Raw genomic sequence first — 25,337 nt, forward strand, 5'->3', positions numbered from 1 at the left:
CCTTCCTCATGTGCGTCCGCGGGGGCGGCTCAGACCGTCGTGACGACCTGGTCGAACTCCAGGCGCGGGGAGCGCGGGTACCAGGCGTCCGGGCCGGGGCGGCCGATGTTGACGACCATCAGCGGAGTGTGGTCGTCGTCGAGGAACTCCTTGCGGACACCCTCGAAGTCGAAGCCGGTCATCGGGCCGGCGGCGAGACCGGCGGCGCGGACACCGACGATGAAGTACGCGGCCTGGAGGGCGGCGTTCAGCGCGGCGGCGTTCTCGCGGACCGGGCGCTCGGTGAAGAAGATGTCCTTGATCTGCGGGGCGGCCGGGAAGAGGTGCGGCAGCTCCTCGTGGAACTCGTTGTCCGCGGAGAGGATCGCCACCAGCGGGGCGCTCGCCGTCTTGGCCCGGTTGCCCTCGGCCATGTGCGCCACCAGGCGCTCGCGGGCCTCGGGGGAGCGGACCAGGGTGATGCGCAGCGGGGTCTGGTTGAAGGCGGTCGGACCGTACTTGACCAGGTCGTAGATCGCCTGCACCTGCTCGTCGGTCACCGGCTCGTCGGTGAAGGTGTTGGCGGACCGGGCCTCGCGGAACAGCAGGTCCTGGGCGGCGGGGTCAAGAACGAGGGACATGGATCCACTTTCTCGTGTCTGGTCCGGAAGATCGGCTGACGTCTTCGACCGTACGCCAGTGAAGTTCAACGTTCAACTAATATGGGGGTGTCGTGTGTCACCCCGAACGAGGGGGTGGGGTGCGTCACCCCGAACGAACGGTCCCGGTTACTCCGCGCCCTCGTCCTCCACGGCCTGCTCCGCCAGCGCCGCGTCCAGCCGCGCCCGGGCCCCGTCCAGCCAGCGCCGGCACACCTTGGCCAGCTCCTCACCCCGCTCCCAGAGCGCGAGGGACTCCTCCAGCGTCGTACCGCCCGCCTCCAGGCGACGGACGACCTCGATCAGTTCGTCCCGCGCCTGCTCGTACCCGAGCGCCTCGCCGGCGCCCGGTGTCTGCTCAACCTCGCTGGTCATCCACTCACCCTATGTGTCCACTCGTACGGAGAACTCACCCTCGGAGACCCGCGCGCGCAGGGCCTCACCGGGCGCCACCTCACCCGGGTCGCGGACGGCGTGCCCGTCCGCCTTCTGCAGCACGGCGTACCCGCGCTTCAGGGTCGCGGCGGGGGAGAGGGCCACCACGCGCGCGTGCGTGTGCGCCAGCTCCGAGTCCGCCCGGTCGAGCTGGTGCCGCAGACACCGCCGGCCCCGGTCGAGCAGGTCCGCCACCTGGTCGGCCCGCACATCGATCATCCGGTGCGGATCCTCTATCGACGGCCGCGCCAGCGCGTGCGCCAGCCCGCGCTCCTCGCGCTCCACCAGCGCCGCCACACACCGCCGCGCCCGGTCCCGCAGCAGCCGCACCCGCTCGTACTCCTCGCCGACGTCCGGCACGACCTTCTTGGCGGCGTCGGTCGGCGTGGAGGCCCGCAGGTCGGCGACCTGGTCCAGCAGCGGGTTGTCCGGTTCGTGCCCGATGGCGGACACCACCGGCGTACGGCACTGCGCGACCGTGCGGATCAGCTGCTCGTCGGAGAACGGCAGCAGGTCCTCCACGCTGCCGCCGCCCCGGGCGACGATGATCACGTCCACGTCGTCGATCGCGTCGAGCTCCTTCACGGCCTGCACGACCTGCGGCACGGCGTGCACACCCTGCACGGCGACGTTGCGCACCTCGAAGCGGACGGCGGGCCAGCGGTGCCGGGCGTTCTCCAGGACGTCGCGCTCGGCGGCCGAGGCCCGTCCGCAGACCAGGCCGATCATCTGCGGCAGGAACGGCAGCGGCTTCTTGCGCTCCGGCGAGAACAGCCCCTCCCGCGCGAGGGCCTTCTTCAGCTGCTCCAGCCGCGCCAGCAGTTCACCGACCCCGACGGGCCGTATCTCGGCGGCCCGCAGCGACAACTGCCCCCGTGGGGCGTACCACTCGGGCTTCGCGAGGACGACGACCCGGGCGCCCTCGCTCACCACGTCCGCGACGGCGTCGAACACCTGCCGGTAGCAGGTGACGCTGACGGAGATGTCGTACGAGGGGTCCCGCAGTGTCAGGAACACCACACCGGCGCCCGGCCGCCGCGACAACTGCGTGATCTGCCCCTCGACCCACACCGCCCCGAGCCGGTCGATCCAGCCCCCGATGAGCCGCGAGACCTCGCCGACGGGCAGCGGGGCTTCCGGAGTCGTGTTCACAGCCATGCCCGCGAGGGTAGTGGGCACCGCCGACAACCCGGCTCAGCCGCCCTGCGGAACCGGCGCTTCCCGCCGCGGGCGCCAGCACATGCCGCCACCACCCCGGCGTCTCACCGCGAAACAGCCCACCACGCTCGCGTGCAGCAGAGTGAAGGCGGTCAGCGCTCCGATGTCGACCACCGACACCAGCTGGTCCATGCCGTCGTCCCGGCGGGCCGCCCACACGGCCGCCACCAGCGTCACGACGGCCGCGCACAGCAACGCCACCCGCGGCACCCCGTCGCTCGTCCGGGACAGCACCCGGGGCAGCCGCCGGTCGCGCGCGCCGAGCCCGCCTGGGGGACCACCACCCGCACCATCTGGGCGTAGCTGAACGCGGTGAACGCCATCGCGATCGTGGTGACCAGGTAGACCAGCGCGACTCGTGTCGCGCCATGTCAGTCTTCCCGGGGCCGGTGCGCACACGCGATCTCCGACCCGGCGAACGCGGCCTTACGATGGGACGCATGTCTGCTTCGCCTGGCCGCCGTGTCCTGCTCGCCGCCCCCCGTGGCTACTGCGCGGGTGTGGACCGCGCCGTGATCGCCGTCGAGAAAGCCCTGGAGCAGTACGGCGCTCCGGTGTACGTCCGGCACGAGATCGTCCACAACAAGTACGTCGTGCAGACCCTGGAGAAGAAGGGCGCGATCTTCGTCGAGCAGACGGAGGAAGTGCCCCCGGGGAACATCGTCATGTTCTCCGCGCACGGCGTGGCCCCCGTCGTCCACGAGGAGGCCGAGCGCGGCAAGCTCGCCACCATCGACGCCACCTGCCCGCTGGTCACCAAGGTCCACAAGGAAGCCGTCCGCTTCGCGAACGAGGACTACGACATCCTCCTGATCGGCCACGAGGGCCACGAGGAGGTCATCGGCACCTCCGGTGAGGCCCCCGACCACATCCAGCTCGTCGACGGGCCGGGCGATGTGGCGAAGGTCGAGGTCCGTGACCCGTCCAAGGTCGTCTGGCTCTCCCAGACGACGCTGTCCGTCGACGAGACCATGGAGACCGTCGACGCCCTGAAGGACAAGTTCCCGCAGCTCATCTCCCCGCCGAGCGACGACATCTGCTACGCCACGCAGAACCGCCAGCTGGCCGTGAAGCAGATGGGCGCCGAGTCCGACCTGGTCATCGTGGTCGGCTCGCGCAACTCCTCCAACTCCAAGCGGCTCGTCGAGGTCGCCAAGATCGCGGGTGCCCGCGAGGCCTACCTCGTGGACTTCGCCGACGAGATCGACGAGGCCTGGCTGGAGGGCGTGAGCACGGTCGGTGTCACGTCGGGCGCCTCCGTCCCGGAGATCCTCGTCGAGCAGGTCCTGGAGTTCCTCTCCCGCCGCGGCTTCGAAGACGTCGAGATCGTCAAGGCTGCCGAGGAGTCCATCACGTTCTCCCTGCCCAAGGAACTGCGCCGCGACCTGCGCGAGGAGGCCGCCGCCCTGGCCGCCGAGCGGGGTGGCGCCGGGACCGGTGAAAATTCCGGGGAGTGATCGGGGAGTGATCGGGGAGTGATCGGGGACAGGCCGGGCAGCACACGCTGTCCGGTCTGTGACTGTCAGTCGTTCGTCGTAACGTAGGGCCATGCAGATCTTCGGAGTGGACATCGGCGGATCCGGGATCAAGGGCGCGCCGGTGGACCTGGACAAGGGCGACCTGGCGCAGGAGCGGCACAAGGTCCTCACCCCCCACCCGGCCACGCCCGACTCGGTGGCCGACGGCGTCAAGCAGGTCGTCGACCACTTCGGCTGGACGGGCCCGGTCGGAGTGACCTTCCCGGGCGTGGTCACCGACGGAGCCACGATCCGCACGGCGGCGAACGTCGACGACAGCTGGATCGACACCGACGCCCGCGCGCTGCTCGGCGAGCGGCTGGGCGGGCTGCCGGTGACGGTGGTCAACGACGCGGACGCGGCGGGCGTCGCCGAGATGCACTTCGGTGCCGGCCGCGACCGCCGGGGCACGGTGATCCTGCTGACCCTCGGCACCGGCATCGGCAGCGCGGTCTTCGTCGACGGCGTCCTCGTGCCCAACACCGAGCTCGGCCACCTGGAGCTCGACGGGCACGACGCGGAGAAGCGGGCCTCCAGCAAGGCCCGCGAGGACCACGACATGACGTGGGAGCACTGGGCTGTGCACCGCGTGCGCAAGTACCTCGCCCACGTCGAGATGCTGTTCTCGCCGGAGCTGTTCATCATCGGCGGCGGGGTCAGCCGCAAGTCCCACAAGTTCCTGCCCCACATCGAGGGCATCAAGGCGGAGATCGTCCCGGCGCAGCTGCAGAACAACGCGGGCATCGTGGGCGCGGCGATGCGGGCGACCGGACACTGAGGCGGCTTCGGGCCGCGGGTGGCATGAGACCGGCGCGGACGGCGCGAGGGCTGATCCGGGCCGGGTGGTGTCGGATCGGCGGTCGGAGTGAGGGCTGTTCCGGGCCGGGTGGCGTGAGACCGGCGCGGTCGGCGTGAGGGCTGTTCCGGGCCGGTGGTGTCAGATCGGCGGACGGGATCCTGCCGTCCGCCGTCGGTGCACCAGGCGGATCCGCCGGACGATCACGATGAGCCCGGCGGTCAGCGTCCCTCCGTACAGCCAGCCGGCCTGTGTGGCGAGCGCCGTCACCAGACCCATCAGCGTGCCGCCCGTCCCTCCCTCACCGTCGGCCCCCGGCAGCAGCCCGACAGCGAACGCGATCGGCACCACGACCGGCGCGGTCATCAGGTCCCCCGGGCGCACCCAGAGGGCGGTCAGCGCGCACACCGGCAGGAACAGCACGCCGTACGCCGTCAGGGACGCCCCGAACAGCGCCGAGCAGAGCACGCCGAGCAGGAACATCACCACCGTGCAGAACAGCCCGCTGCCCAGCCCGGTCAGCCGGGGGTTCGGCAGGCCTCCCGCGGCGGGCGCCGGTGCGGGCGCGGGCCGTCGTACCGGCGCCGGGCGGTGCTGCCGGCCGGGCGGCCGTGCCGCGCGCACGGGCTCACCTCCCGCCCCCCGTCCCGCCTGAGACGGCAGGGGTTGCCGGGGCGGCCTGGGCCGGTCCCGTCGCGGTCCGTACCGGGGAGATCGCGTCCTGTATTGCTCCACCGCACCAACTTAGGTCGTTCAATATGCCGAATGGCCCTTCAGACACACCGTCGGCCGAGCTTGGCCAAGCGTTCGATACGTCGCCGGGTCGGTTCCGGACACGCCGTAGACTGGTGGATCGGCCGGTCCCCTGGCCCCCTGGCCCTGCACTCACGGGAAACCGGCCCCCTGGCCCTCCACTCACGGGAAGTCGCAACGTGTCGCTCACGATCGGAATCGTCGGTCTGCCGAATGTCGGCAAGTCGACCCTGTTCAACGCCCTGACCAAGAACGACGTGCTGGCGGCCAACTACCCGTTCGCCACCATCGAGCCGAACGTCGGGGTGGTCGGCGTCCCCGACCCGCGCCTCACCAAGCTGGCCGAGATCTTCTCCTCGCAGCGAGTGCTCCCGGCCACGGTCGACTTCGTCGACATCGCCGGCATCGTGCGCGGCGCGTCCGAGGGCGAGGGCCTCGGCAACAAGTTCCTCGCGAACATCCGCGAGTCCGACGCGATCTGCCAGGTCATCCGTGCCTTCAAGGACGAGAACGTCGTGCACGTGGACGGCAAGGTCTCGCCCAAGGACGACATCGAGACGATCAACACCGAGTTGATCCTCGCGGACCTGCAGACCATCGAGAAGGTCCTGCCGCGCCTCCAGAAGGAGTCGCGCATCAAGAAGGACGTCGCGCCGAAGGTCAAGGCCGTCGAGGAGGCGAAGGAGATCCTGGAGAAGGGCGACACGCTCTTCGCGCACGGTCTCGTCCAGGGCAGCGAGCGCGCCGAGCTCCTGCACGACCTGCACCTGCTGACCACCAAGCCGTTCCTCTACGTCTTCAACGTCGACGAGGACGAGCTGACCGACGAGGACTTCAAGAACGAGCAGCGGGCGCTGGTCGCCCCGGCCGAGGCGATCTTCCTCAACGCCAAGCTGGAGGCGGACCTCGCCGAGCTCGACGAGGACGAGGCGCTGGAACTCCTCCAGTCCGTCGGCCAGGAGGAGCCGGGCCTGGCGACCCTCGCCCACGTCGGCTTCCGCACCCTTGGGCTCCAGACGTACCTGACCGCCGGCCCCAAGGAATCCCGAGCCTGGACGATCAAGAAGGGCGCCACGGCTCCCGAGGCCGCGGGCGTGATCCACACCGACTTCCAGAAGGGCTTCATCAAGGCGGAGGTCATCTCCTTCGACGACCTGGTGGAGACGGGGTCGGTGGCTGAGGCCCGTGCGAAGGGGAAGGCGCGCATGGAGGGCAAGGAGTATGTGATGCAGGACGGGGATGTGGTGGAGTTCCGCTTCAACGTGTGAGCGGATGAAATACCACCACGTCGCTGACCTGGCAGGCATACAGGTCAGGTGGGGTCGGCTCCTCCGAGGGTCGGCCCCTTTGTCCATCCCGTGGATCGGTGCTGGACGCTCTGACGTTCAGTCACCCTTGCTGGGCCCTGCCGATGGAACCGCTGTGACGACCTGATCGATTGCAGGCACGCCCCAGCTGGACCCTGTGCTGGATGTTCAGACGCTGGATTAGTCGGCATCAGGTGTCGTAAACGGTGGAGCGATGCCCGACGTGGACGACCCACACCACGAGCTCTCCGTTGTCGATCGTGTAGACGACCCGGTAGCCGCCGACCCGCAGTCGACGGCGTTCTGGCTGTGACACGAGCGCGGTGGTGTTGAAGCCGAAGGGGTTGCTCTCCAGCTCGGTCAGTTTGGCCAGGATGCGTAGGGCCATGTCACGAGGGACCTTCCGGAGCTCGGCCTGTGCCTCTGGCCGGAAGACGGCTCGGTATTCACTCACCGCGCGCCAGCGTCTCCCTCATGATGTGCTCGATCGGGATGCCGGGTGCCGGGTTGGCCATGCGTTCGTCGATGATCCGGTTGATCTCGCGTTCTTCCCACTCCTGATACTTGCGCAGCACCTCGATGGAGACGACGGCGGCAACCTGCTTGCCCCGTCGGGTGATCACGGTGGGCACGTCATCTCGATCGGCGCGCTCCACGACCTCGGCCAGGTGTGCACGTACGTCGCGGATGGACTCTATGGGGAGCGGCTGCGTCATGCGCTCAAGCGTACCGAGTGTTCCATGTGTACACAATCGCTCAGGTAGAGCTGGTTGTGTCCCGCTGGATGTGCTGGGTGACTTCTCTCGACTACCTGCACGCCTACAGGTCACACGGGGGCCGGACCGTTTGAGTCGGGCTCCCTGCGTGGTTCCCGGTCCCGGACGACCCCGTCTCGCGCTAGCGGATGATCCCGCCCCGCACGTACTTCGACCGCTCGTGCAGGCACCGGTGGGCGGCGGCTGCGCCGGCGGCGGCCGCGAGGGCGAGCAGGGCGAGGAGCGCTCGCTTCCTGGGGGCCGGAGTGCGTGGCGGTGGCCCGGGAGCGTCCGTCTCGGGGGAAAGGTCTCCGCTGATCCGCCGCCAGACGCGTTCCGGGGGTGCTGTCGGCAGGTCCACCAGGTGCGCGGTGCGCGCCGCGGTCACCAGGCGGGTCAGGGCGCGGAGGTCGTCACCGCAGCGGTCGCACTGCTCGATGTGGCGCAGGGCCTCGGCGTCCGCGTCGGTCGGGCCGGCGTTGCGCAGCGCCAGTTCCACCAGGTGAGCGGGCTCTACGTGGGCCACTGCGCCCTCCCGGGCTGCACGGGCTCCGCCGTGACGACGAGGTTGGACAGGTAGCCACCCCGCTCGGGGACGAACGGGGGCGCGCAGGTGATGAGCGTGAGGGCCGGGGCGCCGGATCGGCGGAACGCCGAGGACGGCAACTCGTCCTTGGGGACGGTGACGCGTGAGACGACGCGGTACCGCACCGGTTCCGCCCCGGTCCGCCGCACCTCCACCCCGTCCCCGCGCCGTACGTCGTACAGCGCGGCGAATTCGCCGATGGCTCCGGTGTCGCCGTCCACGTGTCCGACGAGCACCGCCGAACCCGAAGCGCTGCCCGGCGCCGGGCCGTAGCGGTACCAGCCCGCCACGGACGGCTCGTCGGGGACCGCCATCTCGCCGCGGTCCGTCACGCCCACCGGAGTGACCCGGGCATCGAGACCCGTGCGGGGCAGCAGGACGCGGCGGGGCGGCGGAGCCGGTGCCGTGCTCGGTGCCGCCTTCGTCGTCGAGCCGGCCGTCCGCCCGGAGGGTGCGGTCGTCGAGTCGGCCGTGCGTCCGGAGGGTGCGGTCGTCGAGTCGGCCGTGCGTCCGGAGGGTGCGGTCGTGAAGTCGGGGGGCGGCGCGGCCGGTTGCGACGGCCGGGCCGGAAGACCGAGGACGGCTGCCAGAGCGGCAGCCGCCAGCATCGGTCCCGTCAGCCGTCGCGTACCGTCAGCCACGTCGGCGGGCGACCCGGCGGGCCACCAGCACGCCCGCCACCGCGACCGCTCCGGCCCCGGCGGCCCAGGCCGGGTTCAGGTCGGAGGAGTTCGGTGCGACGGCGGCACCGCCGCCACCCGCGGGAACGCCGCGCGGCGACGACGCCATGCCGCTGAACGTCTGGGTCGCCAGGGCCAGGTTCTTGTCGTCGGCACTGCCCCAGGCGTAGACGACGTTGCTGGTGCCTTCGGCGAGCTTCAGGTCGGCCGGGCCGATGGCCACCGTGTCCGTACCGGCGAGCACCACATCGGTGTTGAGGGTGCCCGCGTCGACCTCGGCGGTGTCCTCCTTCGGGTTGGTCAGGTTGCTGAAGACGGGCTGTCCGCCGGCCCGGACGTCGACGGCCGGGGCAGCCGCGACATGGCGGACCGTCAGACGGGCCTTGCCGGCGTCCACCTGGGAGACGTCGTCGGTGAAGGCCGTCAACTCCGGTGTGCCGTCGGCGGAGAGGTGGGCGGCGACCGTGGCGTTCGCGCCCTCGGGCACCTCGATCTTCTTCTCCAGGGCCGGAGTTCCGCCGGGACCCTTGCCCGCTTCGAAGATCTGGATGTCGTAGGTGCCGGCGTCGAGGGACTTGGGGTCCGTCACCGTGCCGGGCTTGAAGTCGCCGATCAGTTCGTCGCCGTTGGCGTACACGTCCACGGTCATGCCGGGGATGCCGTGGAAGACGGACACCATGGCCTGCTCCTGCTGTTCGGCCAGGGCGGGAGCGGAAACGCCGAGGGCCAGGGCGCAGGCTCCGGCCGAGGCGGCGATGGCGAGGCGGGTGTGGGAGGTCATGGGAATCATCCCTTCGAACGGAGTCTCCGTACGGTGCGGAGTCTCGGTCCTGTTTTCAGGTGTGGGGGGCGCAGTGGATGCGCGTACGGCGGCACCGCTACAGGTCCGTGTCGGCGGCCGAGGGCTGCTCGATCACCGTGCGCAGCCGGTGCAGGCCGCGACGGGCGTGGCTCTTGACTGTTCCCAGAGGCATCCCGGTCCGCTCCGCGATCTGCGCCTGGGTCAGGTCCTCGTAGAAGGCCATGCACAGCACCTCCCGCTGATGGCGCGGCAGCCGAGCCAGGGCGTCGACCAGCAGCACCCGGTCCAGGACGCGGTCCGGTGCCGCCTCGTCGGAGCCGGTGGTGTCCGCGTCGCGGCCGGCCGAGTCGATGAGCGTAAGCCGTCGCGTCCGGGCCGCCAGCGCGTCGACGATCTTGCGGCGCGTGATGCCGACCAGCCAGGCGCCGAGCGGACCCCGTTCGGGGCGGAAGCCCGCCCGGCCGTGCCAGGCGCCGAGGAAGACCTGCTGGGTCACGTCCTCCGCCTCGTGCGTGTCACCGAGCAGTCGGGTGGCCATGGTGTGGACGAGCGCGCCCCAGCGCCGGTAGATCGCGGCGAAGGCCTCCTCGTCGGCGGCGACGAGGCCACGGGCCAGCTCCTCCTCGTACCGCGTTTCCTCCGCGGGTGCGGCGGGGGCGGTGAGTCGCGTGTTCGTGATCATGGCCTGGTTCCTCCTGCAGTGCGTCGTGCGGGGACGGAAGGCCGTCTGCCGAACCGCACCGGTCGCGCTGTGAGAGCCGCGCCCATGCGCTCCAGGCCAGTGTTCGGTGCACAAACGACGCGGCTCAACATGCGTCGTTTATGCGTCGTACAGTCGGAGGTATGGGTGCACACGAACGGGACAGCGAACGCCGCGGACGCGAGGGCGGACACCTCGGTGGCGGGCCGCTCGGTGGGGGACCGCTCGGTGGGGGACCGCCGGGAGGTGGGCCGCTCGGTGGTGGGCCGCTGAGGGGTGGGCTCGGGGGTGGCCTGACCACCGGCGAGGTGGCCAGGCGGCTGGGGGTGGCGCCCACCACGGTCCGCACGTGGGACCGCCGCTACGGTCTCGGGCCCGACGCGCACACCGGTGGCCGGCACCGGCGGTGGACCCCGGCGGACGTGGCCCGGCTGGAGCGGATGTGCGCCCTGACCGCGACCGGGATACCGCCCGCCGAGGCGGCCCGCGCGGTGCTCGGCGAAACGACGCAACAGGCACCCCCGGCCGGGCCGGCTGCCCCGGCGCCCCCGGAAGCGACCCCCACCCCGGCCCGACGGGACGCCGGGGCGTCACCGGGCCCGGCGGACCCGGGTCGGCCGCCCGTCGGCACACCACCGCGACCGTCGGATCGCACCCCCACCCTGACCCCCACCCCCACCCCCACCCCCGCCCGCAGCCGCGCGGGCAGCGGGCTGCGCCTCGGTGACGTGCGTCAGGAATGCAAGGGCATCGCCCGTGCCGCACTGCGCCTCGACGCCCCCGCTCTGGACGACCTGCTCCAGTCCGCGATCGCCGAGCACGGGCTGGTCGCCGCCTGGACCGAGGTGATCATGCCGACCCTCCAGGCGGTCGGCCGCAAGTGGGAGAGCTCGGGCGAGAAGTACGTCGAGGTCGAGCACTTCCTGTCGTGGCACGTCTCCGGCGCGCTGCGGCGGGGCGCGCCGCCCGCGGCCCCCGACCGCCCGGGGGCGACCGTCGTGCTGGCCTGTGTGCCGGGGGAGAACCACACGCTGCCCCTGGAGGTGCTGGCGGCCGCACTGGCCGAACGCGGTGTTCCGGTGCGGATGTTCGGCGGTGCCCTGCCCGTGGAGTCTCTCGTCACCGCCGTCCGCAGAACGGGGCCCGCGGCGGTGGGGCTGTGGGCGCAGTCCCGGACGACCGCCAGCCGACCGCTGGCCCAGCACGTGGCCGCGATGGAGTGGGGGGTGCGCGGGGCCCGCCGCAAGCCCGTCGTCCTGACGATAGGGCCCGGCTGGACCGGCCGGACCGTCGCCGGACTGCCGCGTCCGGCGGGGCTGGCCGAGGCCGTCGCCGTTCTGGAGTCGGTCGTGTCGCGGTGACTCCGGGCGACTGCATCCACCTGCATTCACGGCACCTACCTGCATTCATCGTGCATCTGCCTGCATTCACCGTGCATCCGCCTGCATCAACGTGCATCCGTCTGCATCCGAACGCGGGCGCCGACCGGAAGCGGTGAACGGACAGAACACAGTCGACGAGGTGGCCGGGAACGGGGTGCGGTGATGGGCGGCGTGTGGTGGGCCCGGTGAGCCAGGGGCCCGTCGGCGCGCCGGACGTGGTGATCCTCGGGGGCGGTGCCGCGGGCCTCAGCCTCGCGTACCGGCTGGTCGAGACGGCCGTCGCGACCGTGACAGTGGTGGAGCCTCCGGACGGTCCCGCACGCCCGGCGGAGCGGACCTGGTGCTATTGGGACCAGGGCGTCGGAGACGGCGATCCCGACGGCTTCGGCGAAGCCGTCGCCGCCACCTGGCCGCTGCTGCGGGTGCACGACCGCGACGGCAGCCCGCTCACCGTCGATCCGGCCCCCGCCCGCTACCGCATGGTGCGTTCCACGGCGTTCGAACGGCTGGTGCACGCGCGGCTGGCGCGATCGCCCGGCGGACGGCTGCTGCGCGCGACCGCGGACACGGTGCGCGACGTCCCCGGAGGCGCCGAGGTCCGCTGCACGGAGCCCGGCGGCCGGACCCTGACGCTGCGCGCGGGGCTCGTGTTCGACTCGCGGCCCCTGCGCGCCCTGCCACCGGCCCGGACGCAGTTGTTGCAGCACTTCCGTGGCTGGTTCGTGCGTACCCGCACCGACCGGTTCGACCCGGCGGTCGCCGACCTCATGGACTTCCGGGTGCCTCAGCCGCGACACGGCCTCGCCTTCGGCTACGTCCTGCCGCTGGCCCCGGACCGGGCGCTCGTCGAGTACACCGAGTTCTCCCGGAGCCCGCTGACGACGGCGGCGTACGAGGTGGCGCTCGGTCACTACGCCCGTGAGGTGCTGCGCCTGGGCGAGTTCGCCGTGGAGACGGCCGAGCAGGGCGTCATCCCCATGACCGACGCCCGCTTCCCCCGGCGGACCGGTACGGCCGTCTTCCGCATCGGGACGGCGGGGGGCGCCACCCGCCCCGCCACCGGCTACACCTTCGCGGCCGTACAGCGGCACAGCCGGGCCGTCGCCGCCGCCCTGCGAGACGGCCGCGCCGTCGTGCCCGCGCCGCACGGACGGCGGGCGCTCGCCATGGACGCGGTGCTGCTGCGGGCCCTGGACACCGGCCGGATCGACGGCCCCGCGTTCTTCACCGGCCTCTTCCGCCGGACCCCGACGCACCGCCTGCTGCGCTTCCTGGACGGCGCCACCTCGCTCCGGGAGGAGTGGGGCATCGGATTGCGCACCCCGGTGGGCCCGATGCTGCGCACCGCGCTAGAAGTGCCCTTCCTGCCCCGCCGCAACCACCCCACCCCAGGAACCGGAGAGAGCCCTCGATGACCCTGCTGCGCGACCGCGACCTGGCACGCGCCTTCGACCACGCGTCCCGCACCTACGACCGCCTCACCGGCCTCAACCCGGGCTACCGCGCCGACCTGCTGCGCTCGGCCCGCCGGCTGAGGCTCCCCGGGGACGGGGCCGGGCTGCACCTGCTCGACCTGGGCTGCGGCACCGGCGCCTCCACCCGGGCCCTGCTGCGGGCCGCCCCCCGTGCGCGGATCACCGCGGTGGACGCCTCCGCCGGCATGCTGCGGCGGGCACGGACCAAGCCCTGGCCCGACACCGTGCGCTTCCTGCACCTGAGCGCCGAGGAGCTCGCGACGTCCGGCGAAGGGCCTTTCGACGCGGTCTTCGCCGCCTACCTGTTCCGCAACGTCTCCGACCCGGACGGCGTCCTCGGCGCGGTGCGCGGAGTGCTGCGGCCGGGCGGGCGCCTCGCCGTCCACGAGTACAGCCTCGGTGGCTCGCCCGGGCACCGGGCGCTGTGGACGGCCGTGTGCCAGGGGGTGATCATCCCGGCCGGGACGCTCACCGGGGACCGCGCCCTGTACCGGTACCTGTGGCACAGCGTCCTCGACTTCGACAGCGCTTCCGACTTCACCGGGCGGCTGACGCGGGCCGGGTTCATGGGCGCCCGTGCCCTGCCCCTCGCGGGATGGCAGACCGGCATCACGCACACGTTCGTCGCCCGCAACGGATCGGTCACGGCGGGGGAGGCCACCCGATGAGTCCCCCGAGGAGCACACCGGAAAGCACACCGAAGAGCACGACGGAAAGCGCACCGAGGAGCACGACGGGAAGCGCACGGAGGAGCACACCGGAAAGCACACCGAGGAGCACGACGGGAAGCGCATCGAGGAGCACGACGGGAAGCGCATCGAGGAGCACGCCGGGAAGCGCATCGAGGAGCACGACGGAGCGACGCACGACGAAGAGCCGCCCGACGAGCACCCGCGTGGTCGCCCGCCGCGGCCGGGACCGCAAGGCCGAGGTCCTGATGCCGGAGCCCGGCCGGGACCGGTTCGCGCCCGGGGACGCACCGTCCGTCGCCGTGGTGGGCGGGGGCATCGCCGGACTCGCCGCGGCGACCGGACTGGCCGAACGCGGCGCCCGGGTGACCCTCTACGAGCGCGAGGACTCCCTGGGCGGCCGTCTGGCCGGTTACCGCACCCGGCTGGCCGACGGCTCCGAGGTGACCATGAGCCGCGGCTTCCACGCCTTCTTCCGGCAGTACTACAACCTGCGCGGCCTCCTGCGGCGCACCGACCCCGCCCTCGCCCGCCTCACCCCCCTGCCCGACTACCCCCTGCGGCACAGCGGCGGACTGACGGACAGCTTCGCCCGCGTCCCGCGCACCCCTCCCCTGAGCGCCCTCGGCTTCGTCGCCCTCAGCCCCACCTTCGGCTGGCGCGACCTCACCGCCCTGGACGCCCGGGCGGCGCTGCCGCTGACGGACGTGCGCGTGCCCGACGTGTACACACGCTTCGACGGGATCAGCGCCACCGCCTTCCTGGAACGCGTCCGCTTCCCCGAGGCCGCGCATCACCTGGCCTTCGAGGTGTTCTCACGCAGCTTCTTCGCCGACCCGCTCGAACTCTCCGCCGCCGAACTGATGCTGATGTTCCACATCTACTTCCTCGGTTCCTCGGAGGGGCTGCTCTTCGACGTGCCCGACGAGCCCTTCCCGCAGGCCCTGTGGGAGCCGCTCGGCGACTACCTCCGGCGGCTCGGCGCGAACGTCCGCACCGGCACCCCCGTGCACGGCGTCGACCCCGTCGGCACCGGCGGAGCCGAGGTGCGCACCGGCACGGCCACCGACCGGCACGACGCGGTGGTGCTCGCCCTCGACACCGGGGGACTGCGCCGGGTCGTCGCCGCCTCTCCCCGCCTGGGCAACGCCCCCTGGCGCGACGGCATCGCCGCCCTGCGCACCGCCCCGCCGTTCCTCGTGTCGCGGCTCTGGCTCGACCGGCCGGTCCGCGCCGACCGCCCCGGCTTCCTCGGCACCAGCGGCTACGACGGCCTCGACAACATCAGCGTCCTGGAACGCTACGAGGGCGAGGCCGCCCGCTGGGCCGAGAAGCACGGGGGTTCCGTGGTGGAACTCCACGCCTACGCCGTCACCCCCGGTGCGGACCCCGGGGCCGTGCAGGAGGCGCTGCTGGGGCAGTTGCGCCGGGTGTACCCGGAGACCGGACGGGCGCGGGTCGTCGACACCCGGCACGAGTGGCGCTCGGACTGCCCGCTCTTCCCGGTCGGCACCCATCATCGGCGCCCCACGGTGAGGACCCCGCACCCGTGGCTGACGCTGGCCGGCGACGGGCTGCGCTGCGACCTGCCCGTGGCCCTGATGGAACGCGCCGCCACCACGGGCTTCCTGGCGTCCAACACCTTGCTCGCCGGGTGGGGCGTCCGCGGCCAGGTGCTGTGGACCGTGCCACGGGCGGGCCGCTCCCCGGTGCTTCGGGCACTCGGCGCGCTCGCGGGCCGTCCGGCACGCCGATGACGCCGATGACGCCGATGACGCCGATGCCGCGGATGCCGCGGATGCTGCGGATGACGCCGGGCCGCCGGGCCGCCGGGCGGCCAAGCCGCCGGGTCGCCAAGCCGCCGGACGAGCCCGGGCCGCTCCGCGCAGGCCCGTCCGGCGGGGTCATTCCAGTCGGTGCGACGCCCTGCGCCGCGCTACCCGGTTCACGTCATCCGGACAACCGCCCGGTGCCACGCGGCCGGCTTCACTGCACGTCACCCGGGGAACCGCCCGGTGCTGCGCAACTCCCACCGTCTCTCGGCGTAGGCGAGGTCGTCGCGCCACAGGCGTCCGGCCGTCTGCCGCATCAGGGGACGCAGCACGGGGGCGGCGGCGCGGGCCAACGCGAAACCGGGCCGGTCCGAAGCGGCGACGACCGCCTCGATCACGGCCGTCCGCGGCTGCTCGGCGTCCACGGCGGTGAGCGGCGTGGCATGGGTCTCCACCACGGACGTGGCGCCCTCGCCGTCGGTGATGCGCATGACGACGGTGCGCGGCTCCGGCGCGGTGAACTCGGCCCGCACGGGCACCACCAGACGGCCCGCCACCCGGAAGGAGACCTCGACCTCGAAGGCGTCGCCCCCGTCGCCCCAGTCGCCCCCGTCACCCCCCGGCTCCCGCACGACCGTCAGATCGACGAAGGAATACGGGTGGAACCAGGACCCGTGCCACGGGTCGAGCCGGTTGGCCACCACGTCCTGCGGTTCGCACCGCCCGGCCGCCGTGAACACGGCGTCCACGCCGCTGCCCGGTGCGGGCCGGGCCGGGACCACGGGCCGCTCCGACGGCTCCTCACCGCCCACCGCGTCCAGCCGTACCCACACCAGCACGCCGTCGTCGTGGGCCGGATAGGGCTGCCAGCCGGCGAAGGCGGAGCCGTCCAGGGCCAGTCCGTGCCAGTGGCACACCAGCGTGCCGCACACCACCCGGCTGTCCCGCAGCGGGGCACCGAGGTGCGGGCAGGCGCCCGGACCGGCCCGGAGCCCACCGGCCGGGGAGCGCCACAGCACCACTTCCACACCGCCGACGGTCCTGCCGTAGGGACGGCCGGGGCGCACGTCCCGGGAGGCACCCACCACGAACCAGTTGCCGGACGGCCGGGCGGACGCCCGTTTGAGGGTGTCGGCGATCAGTGCGGGCCGGGCCGCGCGCCAGGTCGGCGTCTGTTCCGCCCAGCCGGGGCCGCGGCGCCGCCGCAGCGGTGACGTCCAGCGCGCCTTGTCCGCTCGGTCAGCCACGGCCTCGTCCCTTCCGTTCCGATGCGGCCGGAGCCGTCGCGTGCGCCGCCCAGCGCGCGCGGGCCACCCTCAGGACACCGGCCGTGGCGGTGGCCGCCCGCCGGCGCCGGGGCACCACGGCACGGCGGTGCAGCACCGTGTAGTCGTGCCGCGCGATCGCGTCGAGGATGCCGCCGTACAGCGTGAACGCGGTCCTGATGCAGGGGCGCACCCGCGGGTCGAGCATCGCGATGCCCGGTTCCGCCGCCCGGTACACGTCCCTGGTCAGGGCCTCGGCCGCGACGAGTGCCGACCGGATGCGGGGGTCGCGGCGGCCGCTGCGCCGGCTCCACTCCAGGAGCGGCCGGTCCACGCCGTGGGCGGCCAGCAGGTCCGCCGGCAGGTAGACGCGACCGCGGTCCAGGTCCTCGCCCACGTCCCGCAGGAAGTTGGTCAGCTGGAACGCCACCCCGAGGGCCGCCGCGTGCGGTGCCGCCGCCTCGCGCGGGACGACCGTGCCGAGCACGGGCAGCATCTGCAGGCCGATCACCGCGGCCGAGCCGTGCATGTAGGCCCGCAGGTCGGCGTAGGTGGGGTAGTCCGTGACGGTCAGGTCGGCGCGCATCGAGGCGAGGAAGTCGGCGAACAGATCCACCTCGATGCCGTAGCGGTCGGCGGTGTCGGCCACGGCCCGGACCACCGGCTCGTCCCCGCCGCCGGTGCGCAGCGCATGGGCGAGGTCCTCCTCCAGCCGCTTCAGCATCAGGTCCCGCTCGTCGGGGGTCAGGCGCCGGTCCAGGTCGTCGACGATGTCGTCGGCCCAGCGGGCGAAGCCGTACAGCGCGTGCATGGCCGTACGGCGCTCCAGCGGCAGCAGGCGCGTGGCCAGGAAGTAGGTCCGGCCGTGGCGGGCGTTGAGCTGCCGGCACCGGCTGTAGGAGGTGCGCAGGCCGGGGTCGGTGATCCCGGCGGCGTCCAGTTCACGACGGGTCATGGGCACCTGCTCCGGTCGGGGTGGGCGGGCGGCGGTATTGGGCCCGGCCGGCCCTGGGTGCTCGGGCGCTGCCCCCGGTGACGCGGGCGGCGGCGAGCTTCCCGCTGATGAGCACGGTCGGTACGCCGACACCGGGTGTGGTCCCGCAGCCGGCGAGCACCACGTTGTCCAGCCCGCGGACGAGGTTGCGCGGCCGGAAGGGCCCGGTCTGGGCGAAGGTGTGGGAGACCGAGAAGGGACTGCCCGCCGCGTGGCCCTGGGCCGTCCAGTCGAGCGGGGTCACCAGCAGTTCCTCTTCGACGCTGTCCGCGAAGCCGTCCAGGCCCCGGCGTTCCAGCTCGGCGACCAGGCTGTCGCGGTAACGCGGGCCGAGGTCGCGCCAGGAGGTGGCGGAGGGGCCGACGGCGGTGTTGGGGCAGGGAGCCAGGACGTAGTGGAGGTGGCGGCCCGGCGGCGCGAGCGAGGGGTCGTGCGTCGTCGGACGGGTGATCAGCAGCGACGGGTCGCTCATCAGCGCTCCTGAGCGGGTCAGTTCCTCGAAGGTGCGCTCCCACGCGGCGCCGAAGGACAGCGTGTGGTGGGCGAGCCGGGCCCAGGTGCGGTCGGTCCCGGCGTGCAGGACCACCGCGGACGGTGAGTGCCGGAGCGGTACCGGACGCCGGGGTGCCCGGCCCAGGAGACGGTGTGTGGCGGACAGTTCGCAGGTCAGCACCACCGCGTCGCACGGGATGCGCTCACCCGAGGCGAGCCGGACCGCCCGCACCCGTCCGCCGGAGCGTTCCAGCGCGCTCACCCCGGCCGACCAGCGCAGCTCCGCACCGGCACCGGCCGCCACGTCCGCCATCGCCCGGGGCAGCGCGTGCATGCCGCCCTTCGGGAACCAGACACCGGCCACGGTGTCCATGTAGGCGATCACCGCGTAGGCCGCGAGCGCCCGGGCCGGCGCCACACCGGCGTACAGGGCCTGGAAGGAGAAGACCCGGCGCAGTCGGGCGTCGGACAGGAAGCGGCCGATCCGGCCGTCCAGCCGCCCGAAACCGCCGAGGGCCGCCAGCCGAGCCAGATCCGGGTGCGCGAGCTGGAACGGCGAATCGAAGTTGGTGTCGATGAAACGGCGCATCTGCGCCCGGTACAGCAGCTCCAGCCACTCCCGCAGCCTGCGGTAACCCGCCGCCTCCGCCGGTCCTGCGAAGCGCCGCACCTCCGCCTCCATGGCGTCGCCGTCGGTGTGCACGTCGAGCGAGGACCCGTCGGCGAAGCCCGCCCGGTAGGCGGGGTGCAGGGCCACCAGCTCGACGTGCCGGTCGAGACGCTCGCCGACCGCCGCGAACGCCTCGTCGGCCAGATGCGGCATCGTCAGCACGGTGGGCCCGGTGTCCACCAGATAGTCGCCGAGCCCGACCCGCCCGGCCCTCCCGCCCGGCCCGGCGTCGCGTTCCACGAGCGTGACCCGCCGTCCGGCGCCCAGCAGGTGCAGGGCGCACGCCAGTCCGGACAGGCCGGCGCCGACCACGACGACATGGTCCGTCGGGCCCGTCACCGTCCTCATACGAGCTCCTCCGCGTGCTGCGGGGCGGCGCCCGACGCCCGCTCGACCAGGGCGGCGAACTCCCGCTGTACGGCGGGGGCGGCGCCGGTCGCCTCGAAGCGCCGCAGACCGGCGGCCGCCAGGTCCGCGATCCTCGCCTCCACTTCGGCCCGGGCGCCCGTCCGCTCCAGTGCCGCCCGCATCCGCTCGACGGTGTGCCCCGGCAGGGCGTCCGCGTCCGGGGCGAGCACGGCCGCCGCGTCCTGGTCGTCGCCGGCCTCCGCGAGCCGGACGGCGACGGCGAGCAGAGGGGTCAGCTTGCGGGAGCGCAGGTCCTCGTCGGCCGGTTTGCCGGTCAGCGCCGGGTCCCCGAACGCGCCGAGGAGATCGTCGCGCAGCTGGAAGGCCAGCCCCGCGCACCGGCCCGCCGCCCGCAGCGCGCCCAGGGTCCGCGCGTCCGCACCGGCCAGGGACGCACCGAGCGCCAGGGGCCGCGCGACGGTGTACCGGGCGCTCTTCAGGACGGCGATGGTCAGCGCCTCCTCGGTCCCGGACGAGCCGCTCGCCTGCGCGCGCAGGTCGCGGTACTGCCCGGCGACCATCTCGGTGCGCATGGCCCGCCACTCGTCGTGCAGCCGCGGGCCGTACGGCGAGGCGAGCGCCGTCTCGGTCAGCAGGTCGTCCGCCCACGCCAGCGCCAGATCGCCCGCGAGCACGGCCGCCGACGTCCCGAACGCCTCGGCGGACCGGTTCGGCCGGCCGTTCCCCGTCCGGCCGGGCCGGTGCCCCTGGGCGAAGTCCACGTGCATCGCGGGCCCGCCCCGGCGCAGCGGTGATCCGTCCATCACGTCGTCGTGGACGAGGGCGCAGGCCTGGAGCAGTTCGAGGGCCGCCCCGGTACGCAGAACGGCGTCCGCGTCGCCGGAGCCGCCCGCGGCCCGCCAGCCGCACCACACGAACGCCGTCCGCAGCCGCTTGCCGCCCCGCCGGACGAACGCGGCGACACGCTCGGCCATCTCGTGGGTGAACACCGCATCCGTGTCGCGTGCCTGCCGCAACCGCGCCTCGAGCACCCGCTCGAGGACCGCCTCCATGGCACGCGTGGCCCCGGGAGCCGTGAGCGGGGCGTCGTCCGTCTCCGCCGGTCCGGCCACCGTCGGCCGCGGTCCAAGCATGCGCAACCCCTTCTCGCTTCCGGTCATCCGCACTTCAGTGCTTCCGCGGGGAGCGGTGTTTCGGATGCGCCGGGTTCCGGGCTGTCGGCGGCGCCCTTGGCCTCGGCTCAGCCGCGCCCCCGGCTGAGCCGTGCCCCTGGCCTCTGCTCAGCTGCGCCCTCGCCCCCGGCTCAGCCGTGCTCCCGGGCCTGCCGGAAGCGGGCCAGGCCCTCGCCGAGGTCGAGGAGCGGCGCCGGATAGCGCAGCAGGGCCCGCTCGTCGTCCGGCAGTCGCCAGGGTTCGTGCACCGCGGCGCCGGCGACGTCCGCCAGTTCCGGCACCCAGCGGCGTACGTAGGTGCCGTCCGGGTCGTGGCGCTTGCCCTGGAGGACGGGGTTGAGGACGCGGTGGGGGCGGGTGTCGGTGCCGGTGCCCGCGACCCACTGCCAGTTCAGCTGGTTGTTGACGAGGTCGCCGTCCACCAGGTACCGCAGGAAGTGCCGGGCGCCGATCCGCCAGTCCACGTAGAGCGTCTTGGTCAGGAAGCTCGCCACCACCAGCCGCGCCCGGTTGTGCATCCAGCCCTCGTGGCGCAGTTGGCGCATGCCCGCGTCGACCACCGGGTAGCCGGTGCGGCCCTCCCGCCACGCGGCGATGTCCTCGGCGGCCTCCTCCTCGCCGCGCCACCGGTCGCCCCGGGAACGGTAGTCCCGGACGGACGCCTCGGGCCGGGCCGCGAGGACCTGGTGGTGGAAGTCGCGCCAGCACAGCTGACGGACGAACGCCTCCGCCCCGGCACCGCCCCGCTCGCGGGCTCGCCGGACGACCTCCACCGGCGAGAGCGCCCCGAAGTGGAGGTAGGGCGACAGGCGTGAGGTCGCGTCACCGGCCAGGTCGTCGTGCCGCTCCTCGTACCGGGAAAGGCCGGTGTCCGCCCACCGGGCGAACCGGTCGCGCCCCGCCGACTCCCCGCCGGGCGGGAGGTCCGGTGACAGGTCCGTCGCCTCAGGGCGCGAGGGCGGGTCCTCGCCACGAGCCGCGTCGGGGACCCGCACCGCACGCGGCACGGGCAGGAGGTCGCGCAGCGGCTCCCTGGACCAGCGGCGCATGTAGGGGGTGAACACGGCGAAGTGGTCCGAGCCGAGCGGTGTCACGGCCCCCGGCGGGACGGCGGTGATGACGCTGTCGTGCACCCGCAGCGCGACCCGGTCGGCTTCGAGTTCCTTGCGCAGCCGCTCCTCACGGCGGTGGGCGTAGCCGGTGATCCCCGCCGCCATGTGCACCTCCGTGGCACCGCACGCGGCGGCGACCGCGCGGACCTCGCGCGCGACCGGCCCGGCGCGCACCACCAGCCGTCCGCCCAGGCGACGCAGCGAGGAGTCGAGGTCGGCCAGGCAGTCCGCGAGGAAGGCGGCGCGGTTGGGCACGTCGAAGCCGGCGGCGTGCACGGCGGGGTCGCGGACGAACAGGGGCACCACCTCGTCGGCCGAGTTCAGCGCGGCGTGCAGGGGCGGGTGGTCGTGCAGACGCAGGTCCGAGGTGAACAGGACGACCGCGACGGTCATGGTGTCACTCCTGGTGCGGCGGTGCGGATTCCGTTCGTTGCTGCCGGACACTTCGCCGCTCGCGGGCCCGCCGGATGCGCGAGGCCCTGCGGCGCCCGCCGGTGCCCTCGGACGCGGCCCGGGCGATGTTGCGCGCCATGCCGCCGAACACGGCGGAGTGGAAGGGGGCGACGCTCCACCAGTAGGCGTGGCCCAGCAGGCCGCGCGGATGGAACAGGGCGCGCTGCCGGTAGCGGGTGCGGCCGTCGTCGTCGGTCTCGGCGTACATCTCCAGCCAGGCGAGTCCTGGCAGCCGCATCTCGGCGCGCAGCCGCAGCAGATGACCGGGTTCGAGCTCCTCCACCCGCCAGAAGTCGAGCGAGTCACCGACCCTCAGGCGCTCGGTCTCCCGCCGTCCGCGGCGCAGTCCGACCCCGCCCGCGAAGCGGTCCAGCCACCCCCGGACGGCCCAGGCGAGCGGGGAGGAGTACCAGCCGTTGTCGCCGCCGATGCCCTCGACGACCTTCCACAGCGCCGCCCGGGACGCGTCGACCGGCCGGTGCCGTTCGTCCTGGTAGAGGCTGCCGCCCGCCCAGTCCGGGTCCGTGGGCAGCGGGTCGCTGGGCGCTCCGGGCACCGAGGCCGAGGACCAGCGCGTGGCGACCTGCGCCTCGCGCACCTTGCGCAGCGCCAGGGACAGCGCCTCGTCGAACGGCAGGGGGCGGCCCGGGGTGTCCGGCACGTACCGGGCGATGTCGTGTTCGCGGCAGACGACCTCGTGCCGCAGCGACTCGGTGAGCGGCCGGGCAAGGGAGGCGGGCACCGGGGTGACCAGGCCGACCCAGTGGCTGGACAGCCGTGGGGTGAGGACCGGGACCGGCACGATGAACCGCCGCGGCAGCCCGGCCACGGCGGCGTAGCGCAGCATCATGTCCCGGTAGGTGAGGACGTCCGGCCCGCCGATGTCGAAGGCCCGGTCGACGTCGTCCGGCATGGTGGCCGAGCCGACGAGGTAGCGCAGCACGTCCCGCACCCCGATGGGCTGGGTGCGCGTGTGCACCCAGCTGGGGGTGACCATGACGGGCAGGCGTTCGGTGAGGTAGCGCAGCATCTCGAACGACGCCGAGCCGGAGCCGATGACGACGGCGGCCCGCAGCACCGTCGCGGGGACGGGGCAGTCGAGGAAGATCTGTCCGACCTCGGCCCGGGACCGCAGATGCGGGGAGAGCGAGGCTTCCGGGACACCGCGGGGAGTGAGCCCGCCGAGGTAGACGATCCGCCGTACGCCCGCGGCCCGGGCCTGCTCGGCGAAGACCCGGGCGGCGGCGCGGTCGGTGTCCTCGAAGCGGGAGCCGGAACCCAGGGCGTGCACCAGGTAGTAGGCGACGTCGACACCGCGCATCGCGGCGGCGACCGACTCCGGGTCCGTGACGTCCCCGCGAACCGTCTCCGCGTGCGCCGCCCAGGGGTGGTCGCGGAGTTTGCCGGGGGAGCGGGCCAGACACCGGACGCGATGCCCTTCCTGCAGCAGTTCCGGCACCAGGCGCCCGCCGATGTATCCGGACGCCCCGGTGACCAGGCAGTGCAGCCGTCGCCCGTCCGTCGTCATACGCGTACCTCCCCGGCGTCCCGCACCGCTGCCGTGCGGCCGGATCGAGACCGGCCCTGACGGGAACACTTCCGGCTCGGCGGCCTCGGCGGATGCACCTGTCGGCACCGCGGGCGGCTGGGTCCTCCCGGCGGGCGAGAACGCTCGGCCCCCACACCCGGGGCCCTATGTCGATCACCAGCACGGGCATCGGCAGGGACCGGACCGCGAGCGTGTCGAGCAGCACCCCCGAAGGCCACGATGAACACGACCCGCGCCAGGAACGCCGGGGGGATCACCATCGGCGCCGCGAACGTCGCGGCGAGCACCACGCCGGCCGAGGTGATCACGCCGCCTGTGGTGGTCAGCCCACGCAGCCCGCCCTGCCGGCTGCCGTGTGCGAGCGTCTCGTTGTCGACCAGGACGTCGATCCGCCCGTGCCGCGCCACGACGTCCCGTACGGCGGCCTCGGCGGCGCCGGTGTCGGCGACGTCCAGGCGCAGCGCCTCCGCCGCCCGTATCGCCTCGTCCGTCGCCCGCATTCCGCCCCCGTGACCCCGCCGCCTACGATGCGCCCAGCCGTACGTCGGTTTCGGACGGCCGCTCTCTCACCGCCTCAGCCAGGAGCACCGCACCCGTGTCGATACCCCCGCCCCCCGGGCACCAGCAGCCCGAGGACCCGTTCGGCCCGCCCGTGGTGAACGGGCCCCAGGGAGCCCCGGGTCACGGCCCTTACGGTCCCTTCGGCCCTGCCGGTCGCCCTTACGGAACTCCGGTCTCCGTCAACGCGCTCGCGGTGGCCGCGCTGGTCCTCGGCGTGCTCTGCTTCCTGCCCGCCGCGGGGCTCGTGCTGGGGCTGATCGCGCTGCGGCAGATCCGGAAGTCGGGGCAGAGCGGGCGGGGCATGGCGATCGCGGGGTCGGTGCTGTCGTTCGCCGGGATCGCACTGTGGGCGGTGGTGCTGTCCACGGGGGCCGCGTCCAAGGTCTGGGAGGGGGTCAAGGACGGCGCGCAGGGCAACGAGAGCCTGTCGCTGGAGAAGGGCGACTGCTTCGACGCGCCCGGCGGGCTGGAGGGCGACACCTACGACGTCGACCGGGTGCCGTGCCGGGGCGGGCACGACGGTGAGGTGTTCGCGGTCGTCACCCTGCCGGGCGGCGCCTTCCCGGGCGACGCCCGGATCACCGACGTCGCCGACGAGAAGTGCTACGCCCTCCGGGACCGGTACGCGATGGACACCTGGGCGATGCCGGCCGATGTCGACGTGTACTACCTGATGCCGTCCCGGGAGAGCTGGCGCTACGGCGACCGCGCGATCACCTGCATCTTCGGCAACACCGAGGCCGGGGCCGAGCTGACCGGTTCCCTGCGCGGCGACCCCACCACCCTCGACACCCACCAGGTCACCTTCCTGTCGACGGCCAACGCCCTCGACGCGGCGCTCTACCAGGAGCCCGAGAAGACCCCCGAGGAGGACCTCGCCGCCCACCGTGCCTGGGCCGCCCGGGTCCACGACGTGCTCGGCGAGCAGATCGAGGCCCTGCGTGGGCACGCCTGGCCGCCCGGTGCCCGCACACCCGTCGCCGACCTCGTCGCGGACCTGGAGGACGCCCGGACGGAGTGGAAGAGGGCGAGCACCGCGAGCGACGCGGACGGCTACTACGCGCACTACGACAAGGCGTACGGCTTCGTGGACGGGCCGGCGACCGTCACCGCGCGCAAGGCCCTCGGCCTGGCGGCGACCCCGCCGACCCCCGGGGAAAGCGAGAAGAAAGAGTCCGAAGCGCAGGTGTGACGG

General features: G+C 73.4%; 25 protein-coding genes and 2 pseudogenes. 8 read left to right on the plus strand and 19 right to left on the minus strand.

Annotated features, from left to right (window positions below; genetic code table 11):
• Positions 1–29: 29 nt before the first annotated feature.
• The 4 genes and pseudogenes from ACFY5B_RS30870 to ACFY5B_RS30885 all read right to left on the minus strand — a co-directional run.
• Complete coding sequence (locus ACFY5B_RS30870; RefSeq protein ID WP_389975667.1) at positions 30–620, minus strand: malonic semialdehyde reductase; 591 nt, start codon at positions 618–620, stop codon at positions 30–32.
• A 147-nt stretch (positions 621–767) separates the two neighbouring features.
• Positions 768–1,013 carry an exodeoxyribonuclease VII small subunit gene (locus ACFY5B_RS30875; RefSeq protein ID WP_389975670.1) on the minus strand — a complete coding sequence of 82 codons (246 nt, stop codon included), beginning with the start codon at positions 1,011–1,013 and terminating at the stop codon, positions 768–770.
• A gap of 9 nt (positions 1,014–1,022) precedes the next feature.
• A complete protein-coding gene (xseA, locus tag ACFY5B_RS30880) occupies positions 1,023–2,231 on the minus strand; it encodes an exodeoxyribonuclease VII large subunit (RefSeq protein WP_389975672.1) in 1,209 nt (402 codons plus the stop codon).
• A gap of 55 nt (positions 2,232–2,286) precedes the next feature.
• Positions 2,287–2,546, minus strand: a pseudogene (locus tag ACFY5B_RS30885) (amino acid permease); the annotation flags it as partial.
• A 176-nt stretch (positions 2,547–2,722) separates the two neighbouring features.
• Here ACFY5B_RS30885 and ACFY5B_RS30890 point away from each other — a divergent pair.
• Both ACFY5B_RS30890 and ppgK read left to right on the plus strand, forming a co-directional pair.
• On the plus strand, positions 2,723–3,748 hold the full coding sequence (locus tag ACFY5B_RS30890) for a 4-hydroxy-3-methylbut-2-enyl diphosphate reductase (protein ID WP_352095700.1): 1,026 nt from the start codon (positions 2,723–2,725) through the stop codon (positions 3,746–3,748).
• A 91-nt stretch (positions 3,749–3,839) separates the two neighbouring features.
• The gene (ppgK, locus tag ACFY5B_RS30895) at positions 3,840–4,586 is read left to right on the plus strand and encodes a polyphosphate--glucose phosphotransferase (protein ID WP_344458571.1); all 747 of its coding nucleotides are present in this window, start codon (positions 3,840–3,842) and stop codon (positions 4,584–4,586) included.
• Positions 4,587–4,745: 159 nt separating this feature from the next.
• On the opposite strand, the gene ACFY5B_RS30900 is transcribed toward ppgK, so the two are convergent.
• Entirely contained in the window at positions 4,746–5,339 is a 594-nt protein-coding gene (locus tag ACFY5B_RS30900) for a DUF6542 domain-containing protein (RefSeq protein ID WP_389975676.1), read from the minus strand.
• 197 nt (positions 5,340–5,536) lie between these two features.
• On the opposite strand from ACFY5B_RS30900, the gene ychF reads away from it, so the two are divergent.
• The gene (ychF, locus tag ACFY5B_RS30905; RefSeq protein WP_389975679.1) at positions 5,537–6,625 is read left to right on the plus strand and encodes a redox-regulated ATPase YchF; all 1,089 of its coding nucleotides are present in this window, start codon (positions 5,537–5,539) and stop codon (positions 6,623–6,625) included.
• 229 nt (positions 6,626–6,854) lie between these two features.
• Here ychF and ACFY5B_RS30910 read toward each other — a convergent pair whose 3' ends face one another.
• From ACFY5B_RS30910 to ACFY5B_RS30935, 6 genes are all read right to left on the minus strand, one after another.
• Positions 6,855–7,118 (minus strand): type II toxin-antitoxin system RelE/ParE family toxin, encoded by a 264-nt coding sequence (locus tag ACFY5B_RS30910; protein WP_389975682.1) that lies wholly within the window; start codon positions 7,116–7,118, stop codon positions 6,855–6,857.
• Positions 7,111–7,380, minus strand: a complete 270-nt coding sequence (locus tag ACFY5B_RS30915; protein ID WP_069977861.1) for a type II toxin-antitoxin system Phd/YefM family antitoxin — start codon at positions 7,378–7,380, stop codon at positions 7,111–7,113. Before ACFY5B_RS30915 ends, ACFY5B_RS30910 begins: the two co-directional genes overlap by 8 nt.
• A gap of 181 nt (positions 7,381–7,561) precedes the next feature.
• Positions 7,562–7,945 (minus strand): hypothetical protein, encoded by a 384-nt coding sequence (locus tag ACFY5B_RS30920; protein WP_389975686.1) that lies wholly within the window; start codon positions 7,943–7,945, stop codon positions 7,562–7,564.
• Positions 7,933–8,646, minus strand: coding sequence for a class F sortase (locus tag ACFY5B_RS30925; protein WP_389975689.1), 714 nt, complete (start codon positions 8,644–8,646; stop codon positions 7,933–7,935). The genes ACFY5B_RS30920 and ACFY5B_RS30925 overlap by 13 nt, the downstream gene beginning before the upstream one ends.
• Positions 8,639–9,466, minus strand: a complete 828-nt coding sequence (locus ACFY5B_RS30930) for a DUF4397 domain-containing protein (protein ID WP_389975692.1) — start codon at positions 9,464–9,466, stop codon at positions 8,639–8,641. The genes ACFY5B_RS30925 and ACFY5B_RS30930 overlap by 8 nt, the downstream gene beginning before the upstream one ends.
• Positions 9,467–9,563: 97 nt before the next feature.
• On the minus strand, positions 9,564–10,169 hold the full coding sequence (locus tag ACFY5B_RS30935; protein WP_389975695.1) for a sigma-70 family RNA polymerase sigma factor: 606 nt from the start codon (positions 10,167–10,169) through the stop codon (positions 9,564–9,566).
• A gap of 161 nt (positions 10,170–10,330) precedes the next feature.
• Here ACFY5B_RS30935 and ACFY5B_RS30940 point away from each other — a divergent pair, with 161 nt between their 5' ends.
• From ACFY5B_RS30940 to ACFY5B_RS30950, 3 genes are all read left to right on the plus strand, one after another.
• Complete coding sequence (locus tag ACFY5B_RS30940; RefSeq protein WP_389975698.1) at positions 10,331–11,548, plus strand: MerR family transcriptional regulator; 1,218 nt, start codon at positions 10,331–10,333, stop codon at positions 11,546–11,548.
• 206 nt (positions 11,549–11,754) lie between these two features.
• The gene (locus tag ACFY5B_RS30945) at positions 11,755–12,984 is read left to right on the plus strand and encodes a lycopene cyclase family protein (protein WP_389975700.1); all 1,230 of its coding nucleotides are present in this window, start codon (positions 11,755–11,757) and stop codon (positions 12,982–12,984) included.
• Entirely contained in the window at positions 12,981–13,712 is a 732-nt protein-coding gene (locus ACFY5B_RS30950; protein WP_389975703.1) for a class I SAM-dependent methyltransferase, read from the plus strand. The genes ACFY5B_RS30945 and ACFY5B_RS30950 overlap by 4 nt, the downstream gene beginning before the upstream one ends.
• On the opposite strand, the gene ACFY5B_RS30955 is transcribed toward ACFY5B_RS30950, so the two are convergent.
• The gene (locus tag ACFY5B_RS30955) at positions 13,687–13,935 is read right to left on the minus strand and encodes a hypothetical protein (RefSeq protein WP_389975706.1); all 249 of its coding nucleotides are present in this window, start codon (positions 13,933–13,935) and stop codon (positions 13,687–13,689) included. The genes ACFY5B_RS30950 and ACFY5B_RS30955 overlap by 26 nt on opposite strands.
• A gap of 46 nt (positions 13,936–13,981) precedes the next feature.
• On the opposite strand from ACFY5B_RS30955, the gene ACFY5B_RS30960 reads away from it, so the two are divergent.
• Positions 13,982–15,490, plus strand: coding sequence for an FAD-dependent oxidoreductase (locus ACFY5B_RS30960; RefSeq protein WP_389975847.1), 1,509 nt, complete (start codon positions 13,982–13,984; stop codon positions 15,488–15,490).
• A gap of 239 nt (positions 15,491–15,729) precedes the next feature.
• Here ACFY5B_RS30960 and ACFY5B_RS30965 read toward each other — a convergent pair whose 3' ends face one another.
• The 7 genes and pseudogenes from ACFY5B_RS30965 to ACFY5B_RS30995 all read right to left on the minus strand — a co-directional run.
• A complete protein-coding gene (locus ACFY5B_RS30965; protein ID WP_389975709.1) occupies positions 15,730–16,752 on the minus strand; it encodes a DUF5914 domain-containing protein in 1,023 nt (340 codons plus the stop codon).
• Positions 16,745–17,725 carry a phytoene/squalene synthase family protein gene (locus tag ACFY5B_RS30970; protein WP_389975712.1) on the minus strand — a complete coding sequence of 327 codons (981 nt, stop codon included), beginning with the start codon at positions 17,723–17,725 and terminating at the stop codon, positions 16,745–16,747. Before ACFY5B_RS30970 ends, ACFY5B_RS30965 begins: the two co-directional genes overlap by 8 nt.
• On the minus strand, positions 17,712–19,274 hold the full coding sequence (locus tag ACFY5B_RS30975; protein WP_389975715.1) for a phytoene desaturase: 1,563 nt from the start codon (positions 19,272–19,274) through the stop codon (positions 17,712–17,714). Before ACFY5B_RS30975 ends, ACFY5B_RS30970 begins: the two co-directional genes overlap by 14 nt.
• Positions 19,271–20,428, minus strand: a complete 1,158-nt coding sequence (locus ACFY5B_RS30980) for a polyprenyl synthetase family protein (RefSeq protein ID WP_389975718.1) — start codon at positions 20,426–20,428, stop codon at positions 19,271–19,273. Before ACFY5B_RS30980 ends, ACFY5B_RS30975 begins: the two co-directional genes overlap by 4 nt.
• A gap of 170 nt (positions 20,429–20,598) precedes the next feature.
• A complete protein-coding gene (locus ACFY5B_RS30985; RefSeq protein ID WP_389975721.1) occupies positions 20,599–21,972 on the minus strand; it encodes a cryptochrome/photolyase family protein in 1,374 nt (457 codons plus the stop codon).
• A 4-nt stretch (positions 21,973–21,976) separates the two neighbouring features.
• The gene (locus ACFY5B_RS30990; protein WP_389975723.1) at positions 21,977–23,560 is read right to left on the minus strand and encodes an SDR family oxidoreductase; all 1,584 of its coding nucleotides are present in this window, start codon (positions 23,558–23,560) and stop codon (positions 21,977–21,979) included.
• Between the two features lie 112 nt (positions 23,561–23,672).
• Positions 23,673–23,958 (minus strand): annotated as a pseudogene (locus ACFY5B_RS30995) (MMPL family transporter); the annotation flags it as partial.
• A gap of 218 nt (positions 23,959–24,176) precedes the next feature.
• Between ACFY5B_RS30995 and ACFY5B_RS31000 the strand changes: the two are divergent.
• Positions 24,177–25,334 carry a septum formation family protein gene (locus ACFY5B_RS31000; RefSeq protein WP_389975726.1) on the plus strand — a complete coding sequence of 386 codons (1,158 nt, stop codon included), beginning with the start codon at positions 24,177–24,179 and terminating at the stop codon, positions 25,332–25,334.
• Positions 25,335–25,337 lie beyond the last annotated feature (3 nt).

The organism is Streptomyces sp. NPDC013187, from assembly GCF_042899705.1.
GTDB classification, from domain to species: domain Bacteria; phylum Actinomycetota; class Actinomycetes; order Streptomycetales; family Streptomycetaceae; genus Streptomyces; species Streptomyces hawaiiensis_A.